This is a genomic window from Streptomyces sp. NTD91 (assembly GCF_059510455.1).
Genome location: NZ_JCAJZW010000032.1, coordinates 1 through 17,499, shown reverse-complemented (window position 1 = coordinate 17,499; position 17,499 = coordinate 1). Strand labels below are relative to the sequence as shown.

The 17,499-nt window shown below is 71.2% G+C and carries 16 protein-coding genes and 3 pseudogenes; 12 read left to right on the top strand and 7 right to left on the bottom strand.

Features of this window, described 5'->3' with window-relative positions:
- Window positions 1-32: 32 nt before the first annotated feature.
- Both AC5WRT_RS27455 and AC5WRT_RS27450 read left to right on the top strand, forming a co-directional pair.
- On the top strand, window positions 33-689 hold the full coding sequence (locus tag AC5WRT_RS27455; RefSeq protein WP_496096730.1) for an MBL fold metallo-hydrolase: 657 nt from the start codon (window positions 33-35) through the stop codon (window positions 687-689).
- 151 nt (window positions 690-840) lie between these two features.
- Window positions 841-1,518 (top strand): DUF4142 domain-containing protein, encoded by a 678-nt coding sequence (locus tag AC5WRT_RS27450; RefSeq protein WP_496096729.1) that lies wholly within the window; start codon window positions 841-843, stop codon window positions 1,516-1,518.
- A 117-nt stretch (window positions 1,519-1,635) separates the two neighbouring features.
- On the opposite strand, the gene AC5WRT_RS27445 is transcribed toward AC5WRT_RS27450, so the two are convergent.
- Both AC5WRT_RS27445 and AC5WRT_RS27440 read right to left on the bottom strand, forming a co-directional pair.
- Window positions 1,636-1,764 (bottom strand): hypothetical protein, encoded by a 129-nt coding sequence (locus tag AC5WRT_RS27445; RefSeq protein WP_496096728.1) that lies wholly within the window; start codon window positions 1,762-1,764, stop codon window positions 1,636-1,638.
- A 149-nt stretch (window positions 1,765-1,913) separates the two neighbouring features.
- Window positions 1,914-3,101 (bottom strand): permease, encoded by a 1,188-nt coding sequence (locus AC5WRT_RS27440; protein WP_496096727.1) that lies wholly within the window; start codon window positions 3,099-3,101, stop codon window positions 1,914-1,916.
- 316 nt (window positions 3,102-3,417) lie between these two features.
- Between AC5WRT_RS27440 and AC5WRT_RS27435 the strand changes: the two genes are divergently transcribed.
- The gene (locus tag AC5WRT_RS27435) at window positions 3,418-3,594 is read left to right on the top strand and encodes a hypothetical protein (protein WP_496096798.1); all 177 of its coding nucleotides are present in this window, start codon (window positions 3,418-3,420) and stop codon (window positions 3,592-3,594) included.
- A gap of 95 nt (window positions 3,595-3,689) precedes the next feature.
- On the opposite strand, the gene AC5WRT_RS27430 is transcribed toward AC5WRT_RS27435, so the two are convergent.
- From AC5WRT_RS27430 to AC5WRT_RS27420, 3 genes and pseudogenes are all read right to left on the bottom strand, one after another.
- Window positions 3,690-3,893 carry a hypothetical protein gene (locus AC5WRT_RS27430; protein WP_496096797.1) on the bottom strand — a complete coding sequence of 68 codons (204 nt, stop codon included), beginning with the start codon at window positions 3,891-3,893 and terminating at the stop codon, window positions 3,690-3,692.
- Window positions 3,894-3,999: 106 nt separating this feature from the next.
- A pseudogene (locus AC5WRT_RS27425) lies at window positions 4,000-4,422 on the bottom strand (maleylpyruvate isomerase N-terminal domain-containing protein); the annotation flags it as partial.
- Between the two features lie 125 nt (window positions 4,423-4,547).
- Window positions 4,548-5,561: an amidohydrolase family protein gene (locus tag AC5WRT_RS27420; protein ID WP_496096726.1), complete on the bottom strand. Its 1,014-nt coding sequence runs from the start codon at window positions 5,559-5,561 to the stop codon at window positions 4,548-4,550.
- Window positions 5,562-5,913: 352 nt separating this feature from the next.
- On the opposite strand from AC5WRT_RS27420, the gene AC5WRT_RS27415 reads away from it, so the two are divergent.
- The 6 genes and pseudogenes from AC5WRT_RS27415 to AC5WRT_RS27390 all read left to right on the top strand — a co-directional run bounded on the left by AC5WRT_RS27415 (window position 5,914) and on the right by AC5WRT_RS27390 (window position 10,188).
- Window positions 5,914-6,276: a DUF488 domain-containing protein gene (locus AC5WRT_RS27415; protein ID WP_496096725.1), complete on the top strand. Its 363-nt coding sequence runs from the start codon at window positions 5,914-5,916 to the stop codon at window positions 6,274-6,276.
- 231 nt (window positions 6,277-6,507) lie between these two features.
- Entirely contained in the window at window positions 6,508-7,209 is a 702-nt protein-coding gene (locus AC5WRT_RS27410; RefSeq protein WP_496100699.1) for a DUF2249 domain-containing protein, read from the top strand.
- Window positions 7,202-7,606 carry a hypothetical protein gene (locus tag AC5WRT_RS27405; RefSeq protein ID WP_496096723.1) on the top strand — a complete coding sequence of 135 codons (405 nt, stop codon included), beginning with the start codon at window positions 7,202-7,204 and terminating at the stop codon, window positions 7,604-7,606. Before AC5WRT_RS27410 ends, AC5WRT_RS27405 begins: the two co-directional genes overlap by 8 nt.
- Before the next feature lie 52 nt (window positions 7,607-7,658).
- A pseudogene (locus AC5WRT_RS27400) lies at window positions 7,659-7,835 on the top strand (DUF6104 family protein); the annotation flags it as partial.
- Window positions 7,836-7,909: 74 nt separating this feature from the next.
- The gene (locus AC5WRT_RS27395; RefSeq protein ID WP_496100698.1) at window positions 7,910-8,602 is read left to right on the top strand and encodes a helix-turn-helix transcriptional regulator; all 693 of its coding nucleotides are present in this window, start codon (window positions 7,910-7,912) and stop codon (window positions 8,600-8,602) included.
- Window positions 8,603-9,648: 1,046 nt separating this feature from the next.
- Window positions 9,649-10,188 (top strand): hypothetical protein, encoded by a 540-nt coding sequence (locus AC5WRT_RS27390; protein ID WP_496096721.1) that lies wholly within the window; start codon window positions 9,649-9,651, stop codon window positions 10,186-10,188.
- A gap of 865 nt (window positions 10,189-11,053) precedes the next feature.
- On the opposite strand, the gene AC5WRT_RS27385 is transcribed toward AC5WRT_RS27390, so the two are convergent.
- On the bottom strand, window positions 11,054-12,388 hold the full coding sequence (locus AC5WRT_RS27385) for an alpha/beta hydrolase family protein (RefSeq protein ID WP_496100697.1): 1,335 nt from the start codon (window positions 12,386-12,388) through the stop codon (window positions 11,054-11,056).
- Window positions 12,389-13,235: 847 nt separating this feature from the next.
- Here AC5WRT_RS27385 and AC5WRT_RS27380 point away from each other — a divergent pair.
- From AC5WRT_RS27380 to AC5WRT_RS27370, 3 genes and pseudogenes are all read left to right on the top strand, one after another.
- A pseudogene (locus tag AC5WRT_RS27380) lies at window positions 13,236-13,319 on the top strand (hypothetical protein); the annotation flags it as partial.
- Between the two features lie 109 nt (window positions 13,320-13,428).
- The gene (locus AC5WRT_RS27375; RefSeq protein WP_496100696.1) at window positions 13,429-15,774 is read left to right on the top strand and encodes a DUF4132 domain-containing protein; all 2,346 of its coding nucleotides are present in this window, start codon (window positions 13,429-13,431) and stop codon (window positions 15,772-15,774) included.
- Complete coding sequence (locus AC5WRT_RS27370) at window positions 15,774-16,166, top strand: hypothetical protein (protein ID WP_496100695.1); 393 nt, start codon at window positions 15,774-15,776, stop codon at window positions 16,164-16,166. The genes AC5WRT_RS27375 and AC5WRT_RS27370 overlap by 1 nt, the downstream gene beginning before the upstream one ends.
- A gap of 543 nt (window positions 16,167-16,709) precedes the next feature.
- Here the strand turns inward: AC5WRT_RS27370 and AC5WRT_RS27365 are convergent.
- Entirely contained in the window at window positions 16,710-17,102 is a 393-nt protein-coding gene (locus tag AC5WRT_RS27365; protein ID WP_496096717.1) for an MBL fold metallo-hydrolase, read from the bottom strand.
- Window positions 17,103-17,499: the final 397 nt, after the last annotated feature.

The following is a 17,499-nucleotide window of genomic DNA, read 5'->3' as shown; positions in this document are numbered from 1 at the left end:
CCGGTCCCGGGGGAGACGCCTCGCCCGTTCCCATGAACCATTGGCTCCGGCTGACGCTCCTCGGCGTGGGAGCGATGAACTCGCCCCGGTTCGCCCCGGCGGGCCTGCTGTTGCGCTGCCCGGGGCACCGGGTGGCCTTCGACGGCGGCCCGGGCGCCGAACCGCCGCCTGGACGCCTGGACGCGTGGCTGGTCAGCGACGAGAGCTCCGAACTGCGGTCCGTCCTGCGGAAACGGGGGGCACTGCGCGATGTCCGCGTCCACGCGGGCGACTTCCGGGCCGGTGAGGTCGAGGTGCGCTGCTGCCCGGTGGCCCACACGTCGCACCCGGCGTACGGCTACCGGGTCAGCGCCGGGAACGTGGTGGTGGTCTGGGCGCCGGAGTTCTGGGAGTGCCCGGCCTGGGCCGCGGGGGCGGATCTGATGTTCGCCGAGGCGGCGGCCTGGGAACGGCCCATACGGTTCCGGGGCGGCGTCGGCGGCCACGCGAGCGTCCACGCGGTGGCCGAGTGGGCGGCACGGCACGCAGTACGACGCCTGGTCTACGCCCATATCGGCCGCCCCAGCCTGCGCGCCATCGACGCAGGCCTGCGACCACCCACCGGAGAATGGGGCGTCGAGGGCCGCACGTACTGCCTGCGCTACAGCGGCAGGCCGCAGAGCGCCGCATGGCCGCCCCCGAAGGGGTGATTCGCTGTGCCGATCGGGTGACGATGCGGCGTGTCGTCGACGCCGGTCGGGATCGGTGGAAGGGATGCGAGGTCGGGCAGCGCACCAGTCGCCCGCTTTCCGAACTGGACCGGCGCGGTCGTCCGCGCACTGGTCGGAAGGAGCACCCCCGATGCACCGGACAAGGACCTCTGCCGCGCTGACCCTGGCGGCGATGTGCGGCACAGCACCGGCCGCCGCGCCCGCGTTCGCCGTCGGCACGGGCACGCAGGACGCGTCGTTCGTGCGCGCCGCCCACCAGGGGAACCTCGCGGAGATCGCCGCGGGCAGGGACGCGGCGAACCACGCCACGACCGACTGCGTGCGGCAGGTAGCCGCGAAGTTCGTCGCCGACCACACCAAGCTCGACTCGGACGTCCGGGCGTTGGCGCGCAAGCTGAACGTCTCGCTGCCCAGCAGCGAGAGCACCGAGCAGCGCCGGTCACTCGCCGCCGTACAGGCCAAGGCGGGCACTTCCGGATACGACGCGGCGTGGCTCAAGCTGCAGGCCGACACGCACACCAAGGCGCTGGCCATGATCGATCAGGAGATCTCCGGCGGCTCCGTCCCGGCAGCGGTCGCCGCCGCCAAGGGCGCGCGCCCCGTGGTCAAGATGCACCGGGACATGGTGAGCGGCGGAACCTGCCACGCGCCCGGCGCGACCACGACGGTGCACGCCGGTGTCGCCACCCGGGCCGCCGACAGCGGTGACTCCGTGGGCATCGCGGCCCTCGGCGCGGGCGGCGGGCTGACCGCCGCGGCGGCCGTCTGGTACCTCCGCTCCAGGCGTCGGACGAACGCGGGGCACTGACCCGGCCCGGCCGACGGCGCGGCACACGGGACCTCCGCAGGCCACGTCGACGCCCGCGACTGCAGAGCGATCCACGGCTCTGGACGCCGGGTTCACGCCGTCGACAGCGCCCGCCCTTCACAGAACCAGCGTGAGCGCGGCGATGTCGTACTCCAGGGCGGCGGCCGCGAGCGGCGTGAGCACGACGGTCAGACCCAGCCCACCGAGAAGCCCAAAGGGTTTCCGGGAGCCGTGCCCGACCGTCAACAGGTCGAAGGCCGGCCTGAGGAGCAGCAGCCCGAAGTCGTCGGCCCTGCCACAGGCAGCGATCCACCGGCCGGCCGCGGCGCCCGCTACCGACGCTTCCGCACCGACAGTGGCCTGGCACGTCGGACGAGCCGCAGCAGGCGCGCGCTTCAGGAGGGGCCGTGTTCGCCCCGTCCATGGACGTGGCCGTGTCCGCGTTCCCCGGGCTCCGGTGAGCCGCCCATCATCCGCAGCATCGCCGGACCGCCCGTGCGCAGGAAGCGGATCACGAGGATCACGGCCAGCAGCAGGAAGGCGATGTTGAGCCAGGTCGTGTAGTTCCAGCCGACTCCCGCATGGGGGATTCTCGCGTCGCTCTGGTCGGGGACGAGACCCAGGCCCCCGAAGGCGAACTCCACCACGTATCCGGCCACCGCCGTCGCGGTGAAGAACGTGCCCAGCAGGAAGGCGGCCGTCCGGGCGCCGTAGTACTTCCGGTAGATGTTCAGGATCGGCAGGATCAGCAGGTCGGCGTAGATGAAGGCGATGACACCGCCGAAGCTGATGCCGCCCTTCCACAGCACCACGGCCAGCGGCACGTTGCCGATCGAGCAGACGAACGTGGCGATCGCCACCACCGGCCCGACCAGCGGCCCGACGAGCTCGGCCGCGAGCGGATGGTCCGCCAGGAAGAAGCCGCGCCAGAAGTCGTCCGGCACCCACGCGGCGATCGCTCCCGCGATCAGCAGTCCCGCCACCAGGTCGCGCAGGATCGCTGCCCACTCCATGACGAAGATGTGCGAGACGGAGGTGAGGCCGTCGCGGGAGAGCAGTCGGCCCACGAAGCCGCCCTCGCCGCGCACGGACATGTCCATCGCGGCGTGTCCCTCCATCGACCCGGCGAGCCCCTGTTCGGCCTGCTCCCGTGCCTGCCGCAGCAACCGCTCACGCAGGAGGAGCCGGAACAGCACCGCGAGGACGACGATCATGACGGGGCCGCCGACGAACTCCGCGGCGGTGAACTGCCACCCCATCAACAGCGCCAGGATGACGCCCAGTTCGATCACCAGGTTGGTCGAGGCGATCTCGAAGGCCATCGCCGCCGTGAAATCCGCCCCCTTCCGGAACAGCGATCGGGCGAGGGCGACGGCGGCGTACGAGCAGGACGAGGAGGCCGCACCGAGCCCCGCGGACAGGGCGAGTGTGCGGGGCCGGTCGTCCCCCAGGAGCCGTACGACCGTCTCGCGGCGCACCACGGCCTGGACGACGGCCGACAGGGTGAAGCCGAGGATCAACGCCCAGGTGATCTCCCAGGTCATCGACCCGGCAATGGACAACGCGTGTCCGATCGCATGCATGCCTGCAGCCTTTCGCCGTGGGCTGGCGTCAACGACGCCTTATTGTATACCCCCATGGGGTATAGGGCGAAGAGTGTGGCCAGGAGGCGGCGCGCAACAGACCAAAGGCCGTGTCGCGCCGATCAGCGGCGTACCCGGTCGGCGTCCCCGCCGGGCCGTTGAGCTGTTCGCGCAGGATGCCGGGCACGTCCGGCGTGCCGGCCGTTTCCCAGCGCGTCGCTGCGCGCCGGTGGCGGTCGGTGATCTCCTCGCGAGTCCCGTGCCCGGTCGCCGCCATGTCGGCGTCGCGCCCCGGCGTCGTCGCACCGGGGTGGTCTTGACCGCCGAACTGGTGGTCGGCGAGCCGGTCACCGACGCCGTCCGCCATGGCCTGCCACCGACCCTGCGCCTGATCCACGACCGCAGCCTGCTGTGCGAGGTGTCCGACGACAGCAGCACCGCCCCCATTTCCGTGACGCTGATGCAACCGTTCGTCGTGCAGGCAGGGGGGTGACCCCAGGGGGCCGGGTGAGGACGGGGTCTTCGGCCGCTGAGGTCGGCCGTGATCCGCGTGGGCCGCCGGTTCAGGGCCTCGACGGACACCGCGCCTCAGTAGCCGCTCAGAAGCGTCCGCAGCCTGTGCAGGGTCTCGGGCCCGGCGGAGCTGTGCCAGCGCGAGGGGTCGGCGGGACGTCGTCCCCACAGCAGCAGGACCCGCACGGCCGCGTCGCTCTCGATCGTGGCGGGGCCCTCGGGGGCGGCGAGCCGGATGCTGCCGCCCTCGGCGTCCGCCGTCACCACGACGTCGTCCATGCCCGGGGTGCGCAGTCGGCCTTCGAGTCGCCACGCTGTGCTCGGTCGTCCACGGCTCGGTGAGCGCCTGCACCGCCGTCCGGTCGTCGCCGGTCAGGTCCCAGCGATGCAGGATCAGCTCTTCGCGCATGTGCTCCGCGAAGAAGGGGACCTTCACCGTACGGCCGGTCCAGATCACCTCCGCCTCCGGTGACGCGTCTTCTGCGGCGGCCGAGGCGATCTCGGTGAGCCGTTCGCACCGGTCCAGGAATGCCGCCCACAGCTCGGCGTCGGACATCCGCCGGAAGGGAGCCTCACGGCCGAAGCCCCGGGTCCGAACCGGCGCGCCCCCGGGATACGCCTCGAGCACCCGCGCCAGTTCCTCGGCGTTGCCCGTCTGGTGGACCAGGACGTCCCTCACCGTCCAGGCCTCGCACCATGTGCCATCGTGCACCATGTGCCGTCGTCGGGCCGCCGCGCCTGTACGGCGTGCACGAACGGCGCAAGCTCCGGCAGGGTCTCGTCGACGCGCGAGGGAATCATGCGCCATGGGTATCCGGGTCGGCCCGCCGGCCAAACCGGCAGGCGCCCGACAGGACCGCGTCGGCCGGAACCAGGGCGCGAAGGCCGGGCCGGCCGAGGCACCGTCCATGCCCATGGTGCGGGCGGCCTGACTCACCGTCCGAACAGCCGGCCCCCGTTGTCGTGGCACACGGCCCGGAGCCATTCGTCGCCGAGACCGAGCCGCTCCAGGGCGTGCAACTGGTGCAGGTACGGGTAGGGGATGTTGGGGAAGTCGGAACCCAGCAGGATGCGGTCGCCGAGCGCGGCCAGCCGGGGCAGGGCCCGGCGCGGGAACGGCATGAGTCCCTCGGCGAAGTCGGTGAACGTCATCGTCGTGTCCAGCCGTACCTGGTCGTACCGCTCGGCGAGGCCCAGGAACTCCTCGTACTCGGGCATTCCCATGTGGGCGATCACCAGCCGCAGTTGCGGGTGCCGTGCCAGCACCCGGGCGATCGGCTCGGGACCGGTGTGCCTGCCCGGCGCCGGCCCGGAGCCGCAGTGGATCACCACGGGGATCCGTGCCTCGGCCAGGATCCCCCATGCCTGCCGGAGAAGTGCGTCTGCCGGGTCGTACGCCCCCACCTGGACGTGCGCCTTGAACACCCGGGCGCCGGCTTCGACGGCGTCGCGGACGTAGTCCTCGACGCCCGGCTCGGGGTAGAGGGTGGCGGTGTGCAGACAGTCGGGGGTGCGGCGGGCGAAACCGGCCGCCCATCCGTTCAGCCACCGGGCCATGCCGGGCTTGTGCGGGTAGAGCATGGCGGTGAAGGCCCGGACGCCGAACTCCCGGAGCAGAGCGGTGCGTTCCGCCTCCTGCCTCCGGTAGGTGATCGGCCACTCCAGTCCACCGGTCAGTGGTCCGTTGGTGTCGAAGTAGTCCCAGACCTTGTGCAGCACACGCTCGGGCATGAAATGCGTGTGGACGTCGACCAGGCCGGGAAGTCCGAGCCCTGCCCAGAAACGCCGGACCTCACGGGCCTCCTCACCGGATGTCACCGTGCTCGTGCCCCTTTCCGCGCCGGCGGCTGCGCCCGGCTCCGGCGATCCGGCACCGGACGAGTGGCCGTGGGCGGGAGCGGGGCCGCCGGAGCCGGCACCGACGGGTGTCACGCGGTGATCGTTCATGGTGCCCACGATCGGACCTGCCGAAGGGGCGGGTCCACCCCTTGCCGCAAGGAGGGTGTGAGGGATCCGTCACTGGCCTCGTGTCCGGCCGGATGGCGGGCCGGCCGCCGCCGCGAGCCGAGCGTTTCCGCCGGGCGGGCTGTGGCGTCCCGGCCCGCGTGCGTCGAGTCGGCGCGGAGCTCGGCGGGATCCGGGCGCCGACACCCCTCCGGCCGCATGCCAGGGCACGGGCCGTACCCCCGGCCGCGACCGTAGAATGGGGGAGACGGGAGTTGCCTGTCGTGGAGTAAAGGGCGCAGTGGCCCACCTGCTCGTGGCACGGCCGAGCGACCCATCCGGAAGGGGTATCGTGATGGCCGAACAGATCACCTGTCGCCGGGTTTACGAGGACACTTCGCCGCAGGACGGCAAGCGAGTGCTTGTGGACCGAGTCTGGCCGCGGGGCATGCGCAAGGAGGACGCGCATCTCGACGAGTGGCTGCGTGACGTCGCCCCGTCGAGCGAACTGCGCAAGTGGTACGGCCATGAACCAGAACGTTTCACCGAGTTCCGCCGCCGCTACCTGGCAGAACTGCGCGACACCGAACACCGCGAGGCGGCCGAACATCTGCGTGACCTTGCGGCGCACGACAAGGTCATGCTGCTGACCGCCACGAAGGACGTGGACCACAGTCAGGCCGCCGTCCTCGCCGAGTGGCTGAGCAAGCGGCGGTGAGGAACGGGCGCCCGCTCGTTCGAACACGTCACCGAGATTTTCACTGTTTTCGTGGAAGAACCTGTCGCCGGTGTGCGGAGCGGACTGTGCCTGTGCCTCCGTATCCTTGAGATGCCGTCCTGTATTCGCGCCGGTCGACCGAGCCGTATAGTTTTTACTAGGTGGCATGTAATAATTGAGCGGCGCCCACAGGGCGTCCCCGCCCCCGGCCAGGAGCAAAGGGGATCACGCATGCCACCCGCTGCCGAGGTGTTCATCCAGGCGACCGACACCGACCCGGACGTCCGGGCGCAGGCCGTCGTCGAGGAAACCCGCCGGAACCTGCTCGCCGAGCTCGCCGCGCTCACCGAGTCCCCCGACGAGCCCACCACCGGCTTCACGGACCGCCTGCGCCGTCTTCTGCAGGCCACCGGTCAGACGCTGTACGCGGCCGCCTCAGGTGCCGCCGAGACCCGGCTGCTGGTCCGCGCACTGCGCACCGGCGCCGACCTGATCGGTCGGCACGCCGACTCCCTGGCCGCGGCAGCCGACAGCGCCGAACGCGCCGGCACCGCCCGAACCCTCACCGGCATGCTCACCGTCCACTTCGGCATGGAACGCGCCGTACTGCTGCCGGCCCTGGCGGACCTGGCCGGTGTGGAACTGTCCGCGCTGGTCGGCGACTTCACCACCGTCCTGAACGGTGGCCGCCTCGAGGAGACGGCGGTGCTCGACGTCCGGGAGATCCCGCACGGCCGACGGCATCCGCGCATCTTCACCCGCTTCGCCCGTCTCGCGGGGGGAGAGTCCTTCGTCCTGGTCAACAACCACGACCCCAAGCCGCTGCGCCGCGAGTTCGAGGCCACCCACCCCGGCCGCTTCACCTGGGAGTATGTCGAGTCCGGGCCCGAGCGGTGGCAGGTCCGCATCACCCGGGTGGCCGACGATGCCTGAGCAGGCGATCGGCGGACCGTCGGCCGGGACGGCGGTCGCGCGCCTGCTGTGCGACGTCGGTGCCCTCACCGGCGACCCCGCCGAACCCACGGGCGTGCTGTGCAAACTGGCCGAGTACGGCCGCCAACTCGACGCCAACCTCATCCGGCTGCCGGCCGGCGAGTGCATCGGCACCCACGCCGAGCCCGACCTGGACGTCCTGGTGCTCGTCGTCACCGGTGACGGCGTGATGGACACCCCCAAAGGCGCGCTGCCGCTGGCGGAAGGGGCGCTGCTGTGGCTGCCGCACGGCTCGACGCGCAGCATCACGGCCGGGTCCCGGGGCCTGGCCCATGTGACCGTGCACCGTCGCCGCCCCGGCATGCAGATCCGCCGCCGCGCCGACCTCACCGGGTGACGACGTGGCACGAAGGGCCGTGGCACCGGCACGGCCCACGAAAGGGTGAGCGATGGACGTGACCGACCGGGCGATCGGGGAACTTCGCGGCCGCCGGGGGGCGGAAACCGTCAGCCTGGCCTGGCTCGCCGACCGACTGCTGCACTTCACCGACCTGAACCCGGAGTTCGAGATCCCGGTCGACCGCCTCGCGACGCGGCCGGCCCGGCTCGACGACGAGGACGAGGAGTGCCGGGAGCGGCGACGGAGCGCAGGTCAGAAGTTTTTCTGCGTTTCTACGATGTTCCCGGGTAAAATGCTGTCGTGAACAAGCAGACGTTGCAGGATCCGGTCGGCTCTCCCGCCGGGGGCGAGAGCCGGGCCCGTGTACACGACGTACTGCGCGCCGCGCCCGACGGGGCGGGCGTCCGGGAGATCGCCGAGCAGACTGGCCTGCACCCCAACACCGTCCGATTCCACCTCGACGCACTGGTCAAGGATGGGCTCGCCGAGTCCCGCTCGGAGGGGCGTGGCCGGCCCGGCAGACCCCGCACCGTCTACCACGCCGCCCTGTCCCAGGTGCCGGCCGGCCACCGCAGCTACCAGCTCCTGGCCCAGATGCTGACCGGCCTCGTCACCGAGGTACTTCCGCATCCGGCCCAGGCCGCGGTGAACGCCGGAGAGGCGTGGGGGCGTTACCTGGCCGACACGCCCTCGCCCGTCCAGCGCATCGACGCCGAGGAAGCCGTCCGGCGGCTGACCCAGGTCCTCGCGTACGCCGGTTTCTCTCCCGGCCCCGTCCAGGACCGGCAGGAGCAGGTCATTCCGCTGCGCCACTGCCCGTTCCGGGAGGCCGCGGAGGAACACCGCGACGTCGTGTGCTCCCTCCATCTGGGCCTGATGCGCGGCGTCCTGAGGGAAGTGCGGTCCCCTCTGGGTGTCGACCGCCTGGAACCCTTCGTCGAGCCGTCCTTGTGCCTGGCTCACCTCACCCCCGCGGAGGAGCACCGATCCTGAGGCGTCCGTGAGGTCGGCCGCCAGGGGCACTTCGTGGGAGGTGTTCTTGGGAGTGAATGTTCACGCCCCGTCAGTGCGGTGACCTGACGAACGACCAGTGGGTCCGGCTGGAGCGGTCACTGCAAAGGGCGGGCAAACGCATCGTCCGCCGGTGGGATCCGCGGGCGGCCGCGGTTCGAACCCGCCGCGACACCGGACGAGTTCGTCGCACGCGTCGTCGCCCGAGGCGCCGACACAGCCGTGGCGATCCCCCTGCCGGACGAGAACTCCCTGCGCGGCGCAGTGGTCAAGACCGAGCTCGAAGCCCTCGGCGTCCGCACGTCATGCGCCCTCTCCGTCACCCACGCGCGTCCTGTGCGACAAGCGCGAGACCAACCGGTCCCGACGCGCAGGGCATCGTTCCGCCGGTCGCCCTGCTCGACGGCGGTTTCCTCGACCACCGTGCGTACCGGGCCGCCTCGACGCCGTTCCGCTCGCCGTCGAGGACATCGGACACTCCCTCACCAACGAGCCGTTGCGAGACTCCACCGGCAGTGAACTCTGCGCGCAGACCGGCTTCGTCCCGGCTCCCGTGGACGACACGATCGCCCCCGCCTGACCGGGGACCAGCCCCGGCACGGAAGTGCCTGCGCCACAAACCCCCGCACGGAGCGGTCATTCCACCGATCGGCGCCGTCGAGCGAACTCCGGTCGTGCCACCCGAACTCCCCGACGAGCGGCGGAAGGAGGGCGCTGACCTTCCTGCGGTGCCGCCGGTCTCCGCCTAACACGGCTCCTTCCGTCCCTGTCGCACCGACACGCCGCAGCAGGGACCGGGTGACCATGCGTCAGAAGATCACTCAGACGGTCTAATACTCAGTCAATCCTCTCTTATGCAGGGTTATTTGATGCCCGATCGCCCCCCGGAGGGGGCGGTGGACGGTGTCAGGAATACCTCGATCGGCCCCCTGGGGAAGAATTCCGGTATGACTGATATGACTGCTATGGGTAATTTTCTGATCGCAAGCTGGCTGACGGGCCGGCATCTCTGCGACAGGAGAAGCGACATGAAGCTCGATCGTTCCACCGTCGTCACTGCCGGTGTCGCCACTGCGGCAGCGCTTGCCGCCAGCGGTATCACCTACGCGTCTGCCGTCTCCGCCCGGACGCCCCGGCCCGCCCCGGCCGTCTCCGCCCCGGCCGCGGCGCCCTTCGGCGGCGATGGTGGACCGGGCAGGGGGAACGACGGCTGGAGCAGGGGCGACGAGGGCTGGAACAGGGGCGACGAGGGCTGGAGCAGGGGTGGCGACGGCTGGTACGGAGGTGACGAGGGGCGTATCCAGATCAACGAGCGGTCGTACTCGAGCCACACGGGCGACTGCGTCACCGTGATCAGCGGCCTGGGCGCCAGAACGCTGAACATCCGCAACGACAGCCACCGGACCATCGAGGTCTTCCGCGGGGTGGTGTGCGACAACGGTGCTCCGATCGCCACCGTCGGACCCGGCAGCTCCAGCTACGGCATCCAGCCCGGCCACGTCGACGGCATCGAGGTCAAGAACGGCGTCGTGGCCAGCTTCCGGGTGGTCAACCACTGGGACTACTGATCCAGCGCCTCCCGCAAGATACGGGGTCCCGGCCCGCCGGAATCGGGCCGGGGCCCCCATTCGACCATTGTCCGGCCACCCCGCGCCGCGCACACACCGTGGCAGAGCGCGACACCTGTCGCCGTACGCGTGCCGTCCGTGCGGTCGTCCGCACGCTCAGCAGTCGAACGCCCGGTCGTCTCACCAGCGCGTCTCCCGCCGTCGCACGCGCCTCGCCGAGCCGCCGGAGTTTGATCGCCCTCCCGGCGTTTGGCTACCGCCGTACGGGTGAGGAAGGGGGCAATCGCGGGGCCGCGGGCACCTGCGGCGGGACTGCCGTCACCGGCTTCCGGCGCACCCGTCGTCCCACCGCCGTACACCGCCGCCCGCCCAGGCCGAGCGGCCCCCGGCAGTCACGCCTCAGGGCGCGGGGCATCGTCCCGAGCGCGCCGGGACCGCGCCCGCTCAGGCCTGCGTGTCGTAGGCGGGTGAACCGCTGGGAGAAGCTCTGGCGGACCGGCCGTCGCGGCTCAGGCGCCTGCCGCATCGGTCGGCGACCGCGGTCGGCACCGCCGGCAGCGGCACGAACAGCGGCGTGGCGGGCGGGCCTGGAGCGTGTGGTGTGACGTGACGCCGGCAAGGTGTGGGCAGAACGGCGGGCCGCTTCTCTCGACCGGCGACGAGCGCTCGGATGTTCGACCGAGCGCACACCTTAGCCGTACGAGATCAGGCAACCGTCACACTCGTGTCCCCGGGGCATCCCCTTCGGGGAACCGGGCGGCAGCCGGCTCGGGAGGCGCTGGGCCGGCCGTTCGTACGGTGACCGGATCGAACTCGCCGAGCGGTTCGGGACGGGCCCGTGCGGAGCCCGTCTCCTGGACGCAGGTCAGCGGACGAAGGCGATCTCCGGATAGTTCTTGGAGGGGCCGTCCAGCAGGCTGCTGTGCTTCTTGCGCAGTTCCTGGTCGAAGAAGGCGGCGAGATACACGCGCTGGATCTTGATCGCCCGGTCGGTGGCGATCGTGCCGTACTGCTGCCGCACCTGGTCCGGCGACATCCCGAGCAGGGGTGCCACTTGCGGCACCAGCCACTCGTTGTCGCTGAACGAGAGGTGCCTCGAGCCATGGAGCTGGATGTCGACCCGGTACCCCTTGAGGTGCGGCCACAGCGTGCGCCACGACGAGTCGTTGTTGCGGTTGTGGGTGCCGGAGCTGAAGAGCATGAACGGGCGGTTCAGGTCCTTGCTCGGCGCCGTGCCGAAGAACTGGCCGTCCAGGTTGGCTCCGGCGGCGATGCGGTGGTCGAGCTGCATGGCGGTGTCGACCGCGGCGCCGCCCAGCGACCAGCCGAACATCCCGATGCGGGTGGTGTCCACGGTCTTCGACAGGCCGGAGGGGAGCTTGGCGTGGTCGACGTCCGGGTTGCCGCCCTTGGCGACGGTGCCGAGCTGGTTGATGACGAACTTGATGTCGGCGGCCCGCACGTTGAGCGTGTCGGAGGAGTGCGCGCCCGACGGCATGGCGTTGACCTCGAGCCTTCCGCCCGGGAACTGCACCTCGTTGGCGTCGTGCGTGTGGTCGACGGCGATGACGATGTAGCCCCGGCTGGCGAGGTCCTCGGCCAGGGCGGTGCCCATCGCGCGGTCCGAGTGCAGCCCGGTCGAGTACAGGAGCACGGGCAGCTTGCCCAGCTTGGTGCTGACCGGGGCCAGGACGTGGCTGGAGGTCTGCGGCAGCGAGACCTGCTGCGGCGACAGGCCACGCGAGCGGAGGAAGTGGGCGCCCGAGACCGACGGCATCCACGGTGCCGGAGCGTGCCCGGAGGTGGAGGAGGCCGGGTACCAGTACGTCACCATCAACTCGCGGGCACGCTTGCCGGAGACGTACGGGTCCGTGCGGGACTTGTCGACGAGGTGCTGACTGAAGGTGCCGACCCGGTCGGGGCCGCTCGGCGCGGGAAGCTTGAGCTGGACGGCGGCCCGGCCACGGGCGAGCGTGGCGGCGGGACGGGTGCCCTGGGGCAGAGCCGCGGTGTCGTTGTCGGGCGCCCAGTTCGTGGCGTCCTCGTCGGGCGACGACCCGGTGGCCGTGGGCTTGGAAGACGCCTTCCCGGCGGCCATCGACGGCGTCACCCCGGCACTCAGCGCGACGGCGAGCACACCGGCGGTTCCGACCGCTCGGGCTATGAGTCTGCGGGGGTGGCGCGGTCTGCGGTGCTGCATGAAACTCCCCTGTTGATCACGGGCCATGGGGCCCGGCGACGGTCAGGGGCACACGGTACCGCTGCCCGGGTCAACTGATGCCCGGGACGCGTGAGATGGCGATGTCTCAGCCGACGGCACGGGCCCGGCCTTCCCGTGGGCACGGCGCACCGTTCAGCGGCCCGCTGATCCCGCGGAGTCGGTCCCGTTGTCAGTGCCCCCTGTCATCATCCGGCCATGTTGTTCGACGACCCGGCGACCGAATCCCGCAGGAACGACTCGCTGGACCCTGCACGGTCCGCGGCGCTCCACCGCGTGCCCTGGCTCGTGGATCTCCTCGAACGTCAGCGGAGGGTTTTCCGGCGGGTCCTGGGGCACGAGCACCGCCGAGCCGGCGGATCCGGCGCGGCGGTCCGGGCCGAGATCGACGGACGGCTCGACGCCTGCGCGGACGAGGAGGGCAGGGCCGCGATCGTGTGCCTCGTGCCGGCCGCCCGCTTCGACGGCACGAGGCCGTGGCGGTACGGCACCGAGCTGGAGCCCCTGATCTCCCGGGCGCGGAGGTGGACGCCCGAGGAGGTCGCGGTGATGCTCCTGCGCGCCACCGAGTACGACAGCAACTTCCGGTTCGCGTACTCACCGAGGCCGGTGCCGGACGCCGCGGACCAGCTCGAGGCCGACGGCCTCCGCGTGGTCCTGCCCTGGCTGCGGCACGCGCACACCGAACTCGTGGACGCCACGGTCGAGGCACGCGGGCGTGCGATGCTCGCTCAGCGTCTGCGCTCGCGGCTCGCGACCGTGGACGAGGCAAACATCCCCGAAGGTCTGATCCCCGCTCACGCCCCGTGGGCAGCCCCGCCGCGCGCCGGTGCCGATTCCTCCCCGGCGCCGCAACGACGCCTACCTGTGCGTCGTCCCGGCTCGCGGCAAGGGAGACGGCAAGGTGTTCCTGCCGTTCGAGGACGAGCGGCTCTGCCTGATCCTCGACAACGCCTTCCTGCTCGCGGTGACACGAAGATCATCGACAGGACGATTCTCCGTCAGATCAAGAAGGGAGCCTGATGGACCTCGCAGCCCGGCTGATGCGCGCGCTGACCGACCCGGACTTCACACTCGGCGACACGGACCGGTACCCGGACCTGTGGCAGGTCTCCGACGAGGAGCTCGGCACTCTGTTCGTGGCGGCCCACCGAAGGGACACCCCGGCCGGGCGCACGATGTCGACGGTCCGCTTCTCGATCCTGGACGCGGCCAGGGAACGGCGGCCGCGTTACACACCCGACGCCTGCCGGAGCATGTTCGACGCACTCGTCGAAGAATCACAGGAGCGCGGCTGGGCCGACCTCACCCTGGGCCTCGACGCGCTGGAACACTGCACGGCACCGGCGCCGGATGTGTCCGAACAGGCCCGCACACTCGTCGGGATCCGGCTGGAGAGGGAGCCCCTGCGCCAGCCGTACGCACTGCTCGCCGTCGCGGGGCTCGCCGGCGGTGAGACACTGCGCGCGGCCGTGGAGCGCCTTTCGCGCGACGTGGGCCCCATCGTCGCGGACGAGATCGCCGTCGTCGCCGGCCTTCCCCCGGCGCGACGGGCGCTGCTGTCCGACTTCGGCCCGGAGCACCGGTATGACTCGCCGGGCGCCCACGCATGGCGCAGGTCGGTCCACAACCCGGCCTACGTGGCGTTCGCCCGCCGCGCGTTGGAAGCGGCGGCCGACCGCACCGACGCGATCGCGGAGGGTGCCATTCCCTACCACGCGGACAAGGCGTTCACGGACCGGGAGATCACTGCGCTGGGACAGGCCCTGCGCGTGGCGCTGCTGCGTGACGAACCCTGGCTGCCTCAGCTGTTCGACCGGCTGCTGCCCGGCGTCTGTCTCGCCCCGACGGCGGCCCGGACACTTCCGTCGCAGGCCCTCCTGTACGAAGTGGTGCGCGCCGCGCAGGACTTCCCGACGCCGGAGCTGGTGACCGCGATCCGCACCGTTCGCCGGACCGTTCGGCACGCCGGGGTGCCCAAGCAGCTCGACAAGATGCTCAAGAAGGTGGACGCGGCCCTGGCGGAACGCACGGACGTGGCACTGCGGCTGCCCCGGCTCGGCTTCGAGACCGCATGCCTCGGCGGGTCCACCATGGGCGGCGTGCTGCGCCGGCGGGCCGGCGATTACGAGGCCGTGGTCACCGTCGCCGAAACCGCCACGCTGACCTGGGAGAAGGACGGCCGCCCACTGAGGAGCCTCCCGGCGCCGGTCCGCCGTGACCACACCGCCCTGGTCAGGGAACTGCGCGATCTGGTGAAGCGCGTGAACGCCCAACTCGCCACTTTGGTAAGAGCGTTGGAGGGTGGGTGCACCGTCGACGCCGTCCACCCCTACGGTTGGTGGCGAACCGAGCTGGCCGGGCATCCGCTCGCCCGGACTCTCGTACGTCGGCTGATCTGGGAGATCGAAGTCGCCCCCGGAGAGTGGCGGGCCGTCCTGCCCGAGACGGACGAGCACCTTCCCGACGCACCCGACGAGGCCGCCGTACGGCTCTGGCATCCGCTCCGCTCCGACCCGGACGCCGTCCGAGCCTTTCGAGACCTGCTCACCGAACGCCGTGTACGGCAGCCGTTCAAGCAGGCGTTCCGTGAGATCTACCGCCTCGCCCCGGCCGAGGAGCGGACCCGCGTCTACTCCAACCGCTTCGCCGCGCACATCGTCCACTACCGCACGATGTTCGCCCTGTTCCGGTCCCGGGGATGGAAGAGCGACCGGCTCGGCCCCTGGGACGGCGGCGAGTTCGATCAGGCCGAGCGCATCCTCGCCGCAGGACAGTGGCGGGTCCGCTTCTTCCACGGTTGGGCCGACTGGGCGGGCGGCGACGAACTGGCCTCGACCGACCAGGTGCGGTTCGACCGCCGGGTGGAGGGCACCTGGCACGAGACACCGCTCGCCGACGTGCCCCCGATCGTCTTCAGCGAGGCGATGCGGGACGTGGACCTCTTCGTGGGCGTGACCTCGATCGCCGCCGACCCCGACTGGACCGACGGCGGCCCCGGGCGCAGGTATTGGGAGCGGGCCTCCTTCGCCGAGCTGACGGAGAGCGCCGAGGCGCGCCGCGACGCCCTGGCACGGATCCTGCCCCGCCTGAAGATCGCCGACCGGTGCACGCTGGACGGCAGGTTCCTGGTCGTGCGCGGCGATCTGCGGACGTACCGGATTCACCTCGGCTCGGCCAACATCCTCATGGAACCGGACGACAGCTACCTGTGCGTCGTCCCGGCTCGCGGCAAGGGAGACGGCAAGGTGTTCCTGCCGTTCGAGGACGAGCGGCTCTCCCTGATCGTCAGCAAGGCCTTCCTGCTCGCCGCCGACACCGACATCACCGACGAGACCATTCTCCTGCAGATCGAGCGAGGCGTCTGATGGCCACAGTGACCTTCCGGGACGAGACCGCGGCGGGCAAGCCGCTCACCGAGTGGGAGGTCGCCGGCCTGCCGGACCGGATGACCGTACGGGAGCTGATCAGGCTCCGGGTCCGGGAAGAGGTCGCCCGGCGCAACGAACGTCCCGGCGACCGTTTCAACGGTCTCGTCCGCCCCGACGACGCCGGGACCGAGCTGAACGGCTACCCTCTCCGCGAGGCCCGCCGCATCGACTGGCAGCGCCAGGCCGAGATCGCCGAACGCGCCTTCCTGGCCAACGGGTTCTTCGTGCTGGCCGGCGATCGGCAGGTCGACGCCCTCGACGAAGTCGTGGATCTCACGGCCGACCCCGACCTGGTCTTCATCAAACTCGTCGCCCTCGTCGGCGGCTGAGGCGGCACAGCGGCTCGATCAGATGGCGGGGGAGTGTGTCACGTGCACTCGGCCCGCTCCGAGTCGAGGGGCTCCGGGTGCAGTGCTCAGGGCACCCGGAAGAACAACAAGTGCGGGTGTTCTCGACGACCTCCGCGCCACCTGGGATCCCGACGGGCTCTTCATCTCCTGGCTCGGACGCCCGAACCAGGGGCCGCAGCTTTGAAGGAGTCGCCAGAGTGACGACCTCGAGGGAATTCGGCGTCCGCACGTGCCGGCCCGAGGCCCGTCCGGTAGTTGACCCGGTGCCGGATGTGAGTAGTTGGCGTACAGGAAATCCCCGTCCGAATTCTCACCGAGTTCGTCTCCTACAGAGGGACTTCGAGCTGGGGGGTACCGTGCCTGCAGCCTTGTAGGCAGCACCGCGGACGCCGCCCGCAGGGTGGGGGAGGGGAGCAGTTCCCGTCGGTCGTCGTTCGTCGGGACGACATGATTCCTTTGCGCCCAGACACAGACCGATGGCGCAGTGCCCCCGGTGGTACCTGGAGCCGCGCAACTGGCGTCTCACCGGATGCCGCTCGCCACTGCCTGCCGCGCGGCCCGCGCCAACCCGTCCCTCCACGGTTCGCCGTGGCCCGGCAGCACGGTGGCGAGCTCGTGTTCGGCGATCTTCTCCAGCGCGGCCAGCGCGGCCTGGCTGTCCTGGGTGAAGGCTCGGCAGATGACGCACGGTCCGACCCGGCCGACCACCGAGTCATGGGTGACGAGGGCGTCGCCGGTGAAGGCGATCGAGGCCTCCGGGAAGAGGTAGCTGGTGCTGCCGTGCGTGTGACCGGGGTGTGTGCACTGCCAACGGCGCGCCGGGAAGTTCGAGTCGCTGCTCAGCACGACGCGCAGGGTGTACGTCGAGTGCGCGTCGATGTCCGGCGGCCGAGGCCGCGACCGCCGCTGCGGCATTCCGGATTCGTACCGTCTCGCGCATGCCCTGTCTCCCGGTCGGGGGGAAGCGATCGCCGCAAGCGCATGAACATCAAGGGCCGGTCTGATCATCGGACACGAAGGAGTGGGGCCCGTAGCTCGTTCGGCTGCGGTGCCTCACGGGTCTCGACCCTGGCTTGCCACGGGTACGCCGCCCGCTGCCGCCACACGTGCAGGCCCACGAAACGCGCCCCGCACCCGGACACGGCGTGCGAGGACCGGCGAGCCGGCACGTGGGCGTCGTTGCCTCGGGTGCCGGTCTCACCGACGCGGCGAGTCGTCGCCGGAAAGATGCGGGAGACGGGGTTTCAGGGCACGGTGGGGGGCGAGGGGGACGGGCCGCTCTGGCCCGATGTCATGCGAGCATCGCCCTAGC

Excerpts from the sequence above, each read along its gene's own strand:
- AC5WRT_RS27455 (WP_496096730.1), top strand. The coding sequence starts at position 33 with ATGAACCATTGGCTCCGGCTGACGCTCCTCGGCGTGGGAGCGATGAAC.
- AC5WRT_RS27450 (WP_496096729.1), top strand. The coding sequence starts at position 841 with ATGCACCGGACAAGGACCTCTGCCGCGCTGACCCTGGCGGCGATGTGC.
- AC5WRT_RS27440 (WP_496096727.1), bottom strand. The coding sequence starts at position 3,101 with ATGCATGCGATCGGACACGCGTTGTCCATTGCCGGGTCGATGACCTGG.
- AC5WRT_RS27430 (WP_496096797.1), bottom strand. The coding sequence starts at position 3,893 with ATGGACGACGTCGTGGTGACGGCGGACGCCGAGGGCGGCAGCATCCGG.
- AC5WRT_RS27420 (WP_496096726.1), bottom strand. The coding sequence starts at position 5,561 with ATGAACGATCACCGCGTGACACCCGTCGGTGCCGGCTCCGGCGGCCCC.
- AC5WRT_RS27415 (WP_496096725.1), top strand. The coding sequence starts at position 5,914 with ATGGCCGAACAGATCACCTGTCGCCGGGTTTACGAGGACACTTCGCCG.
- AC5WRT_RS27410 (WP_496100699.1), top strand. The coding sequence starts at position 6,508 with ATGCCACCCGCTGCCGAGGTGTTCATCCAGGCGACCGACACCGACCCG.
- AC5WRT_RS27405 (WP_496096723.1), top strand. The coding sequence starts at position 7,202 with ATGCCTGAGCAGGCGATCGGCGGACCGTCGGCCGGGACGGCGGTCGCG.
- AC5WRT_RS27390 (WP_496096721.1), top strand. The coding sequence starts at position 9,649 with ATGAAGCTCGATCGTTCCACCGTCGTCACTGCCGGTGTCGCCACTGCG.
- AC5WRT_RS27385 (WP_496100697.1), bottom strand. The coding sequence starts at position 12,388 with ATGCAGCACCGCAGACCGCGCCACCCCCGCAGACTCATAGCCCGAGCG.
- AC5WRT_RS27375 (WP_496100696.1), top strand. The coding sequence starts at position 13,429 with ATGGACCTCGCAGCCCGGCTGATGCGCGCGCTGACCGACCCGGACTTC.
- AC5WRT_RS27370 (WP_496100695.1), top strand. The coding sequence starts at position 15,774 with ATGGCCACAGTGACCTTCCGGGACGAGACCGCGGCGGGCAAGCCGCTC.
- AC5WRT_RS27365 (WP_496096717.1), bottom strand. The coding sequence starts at position 17,102 with ATGCCGCAGCGGCGGTCGCGGCCTCGGCCGCCGGACATCGACGCGCAC.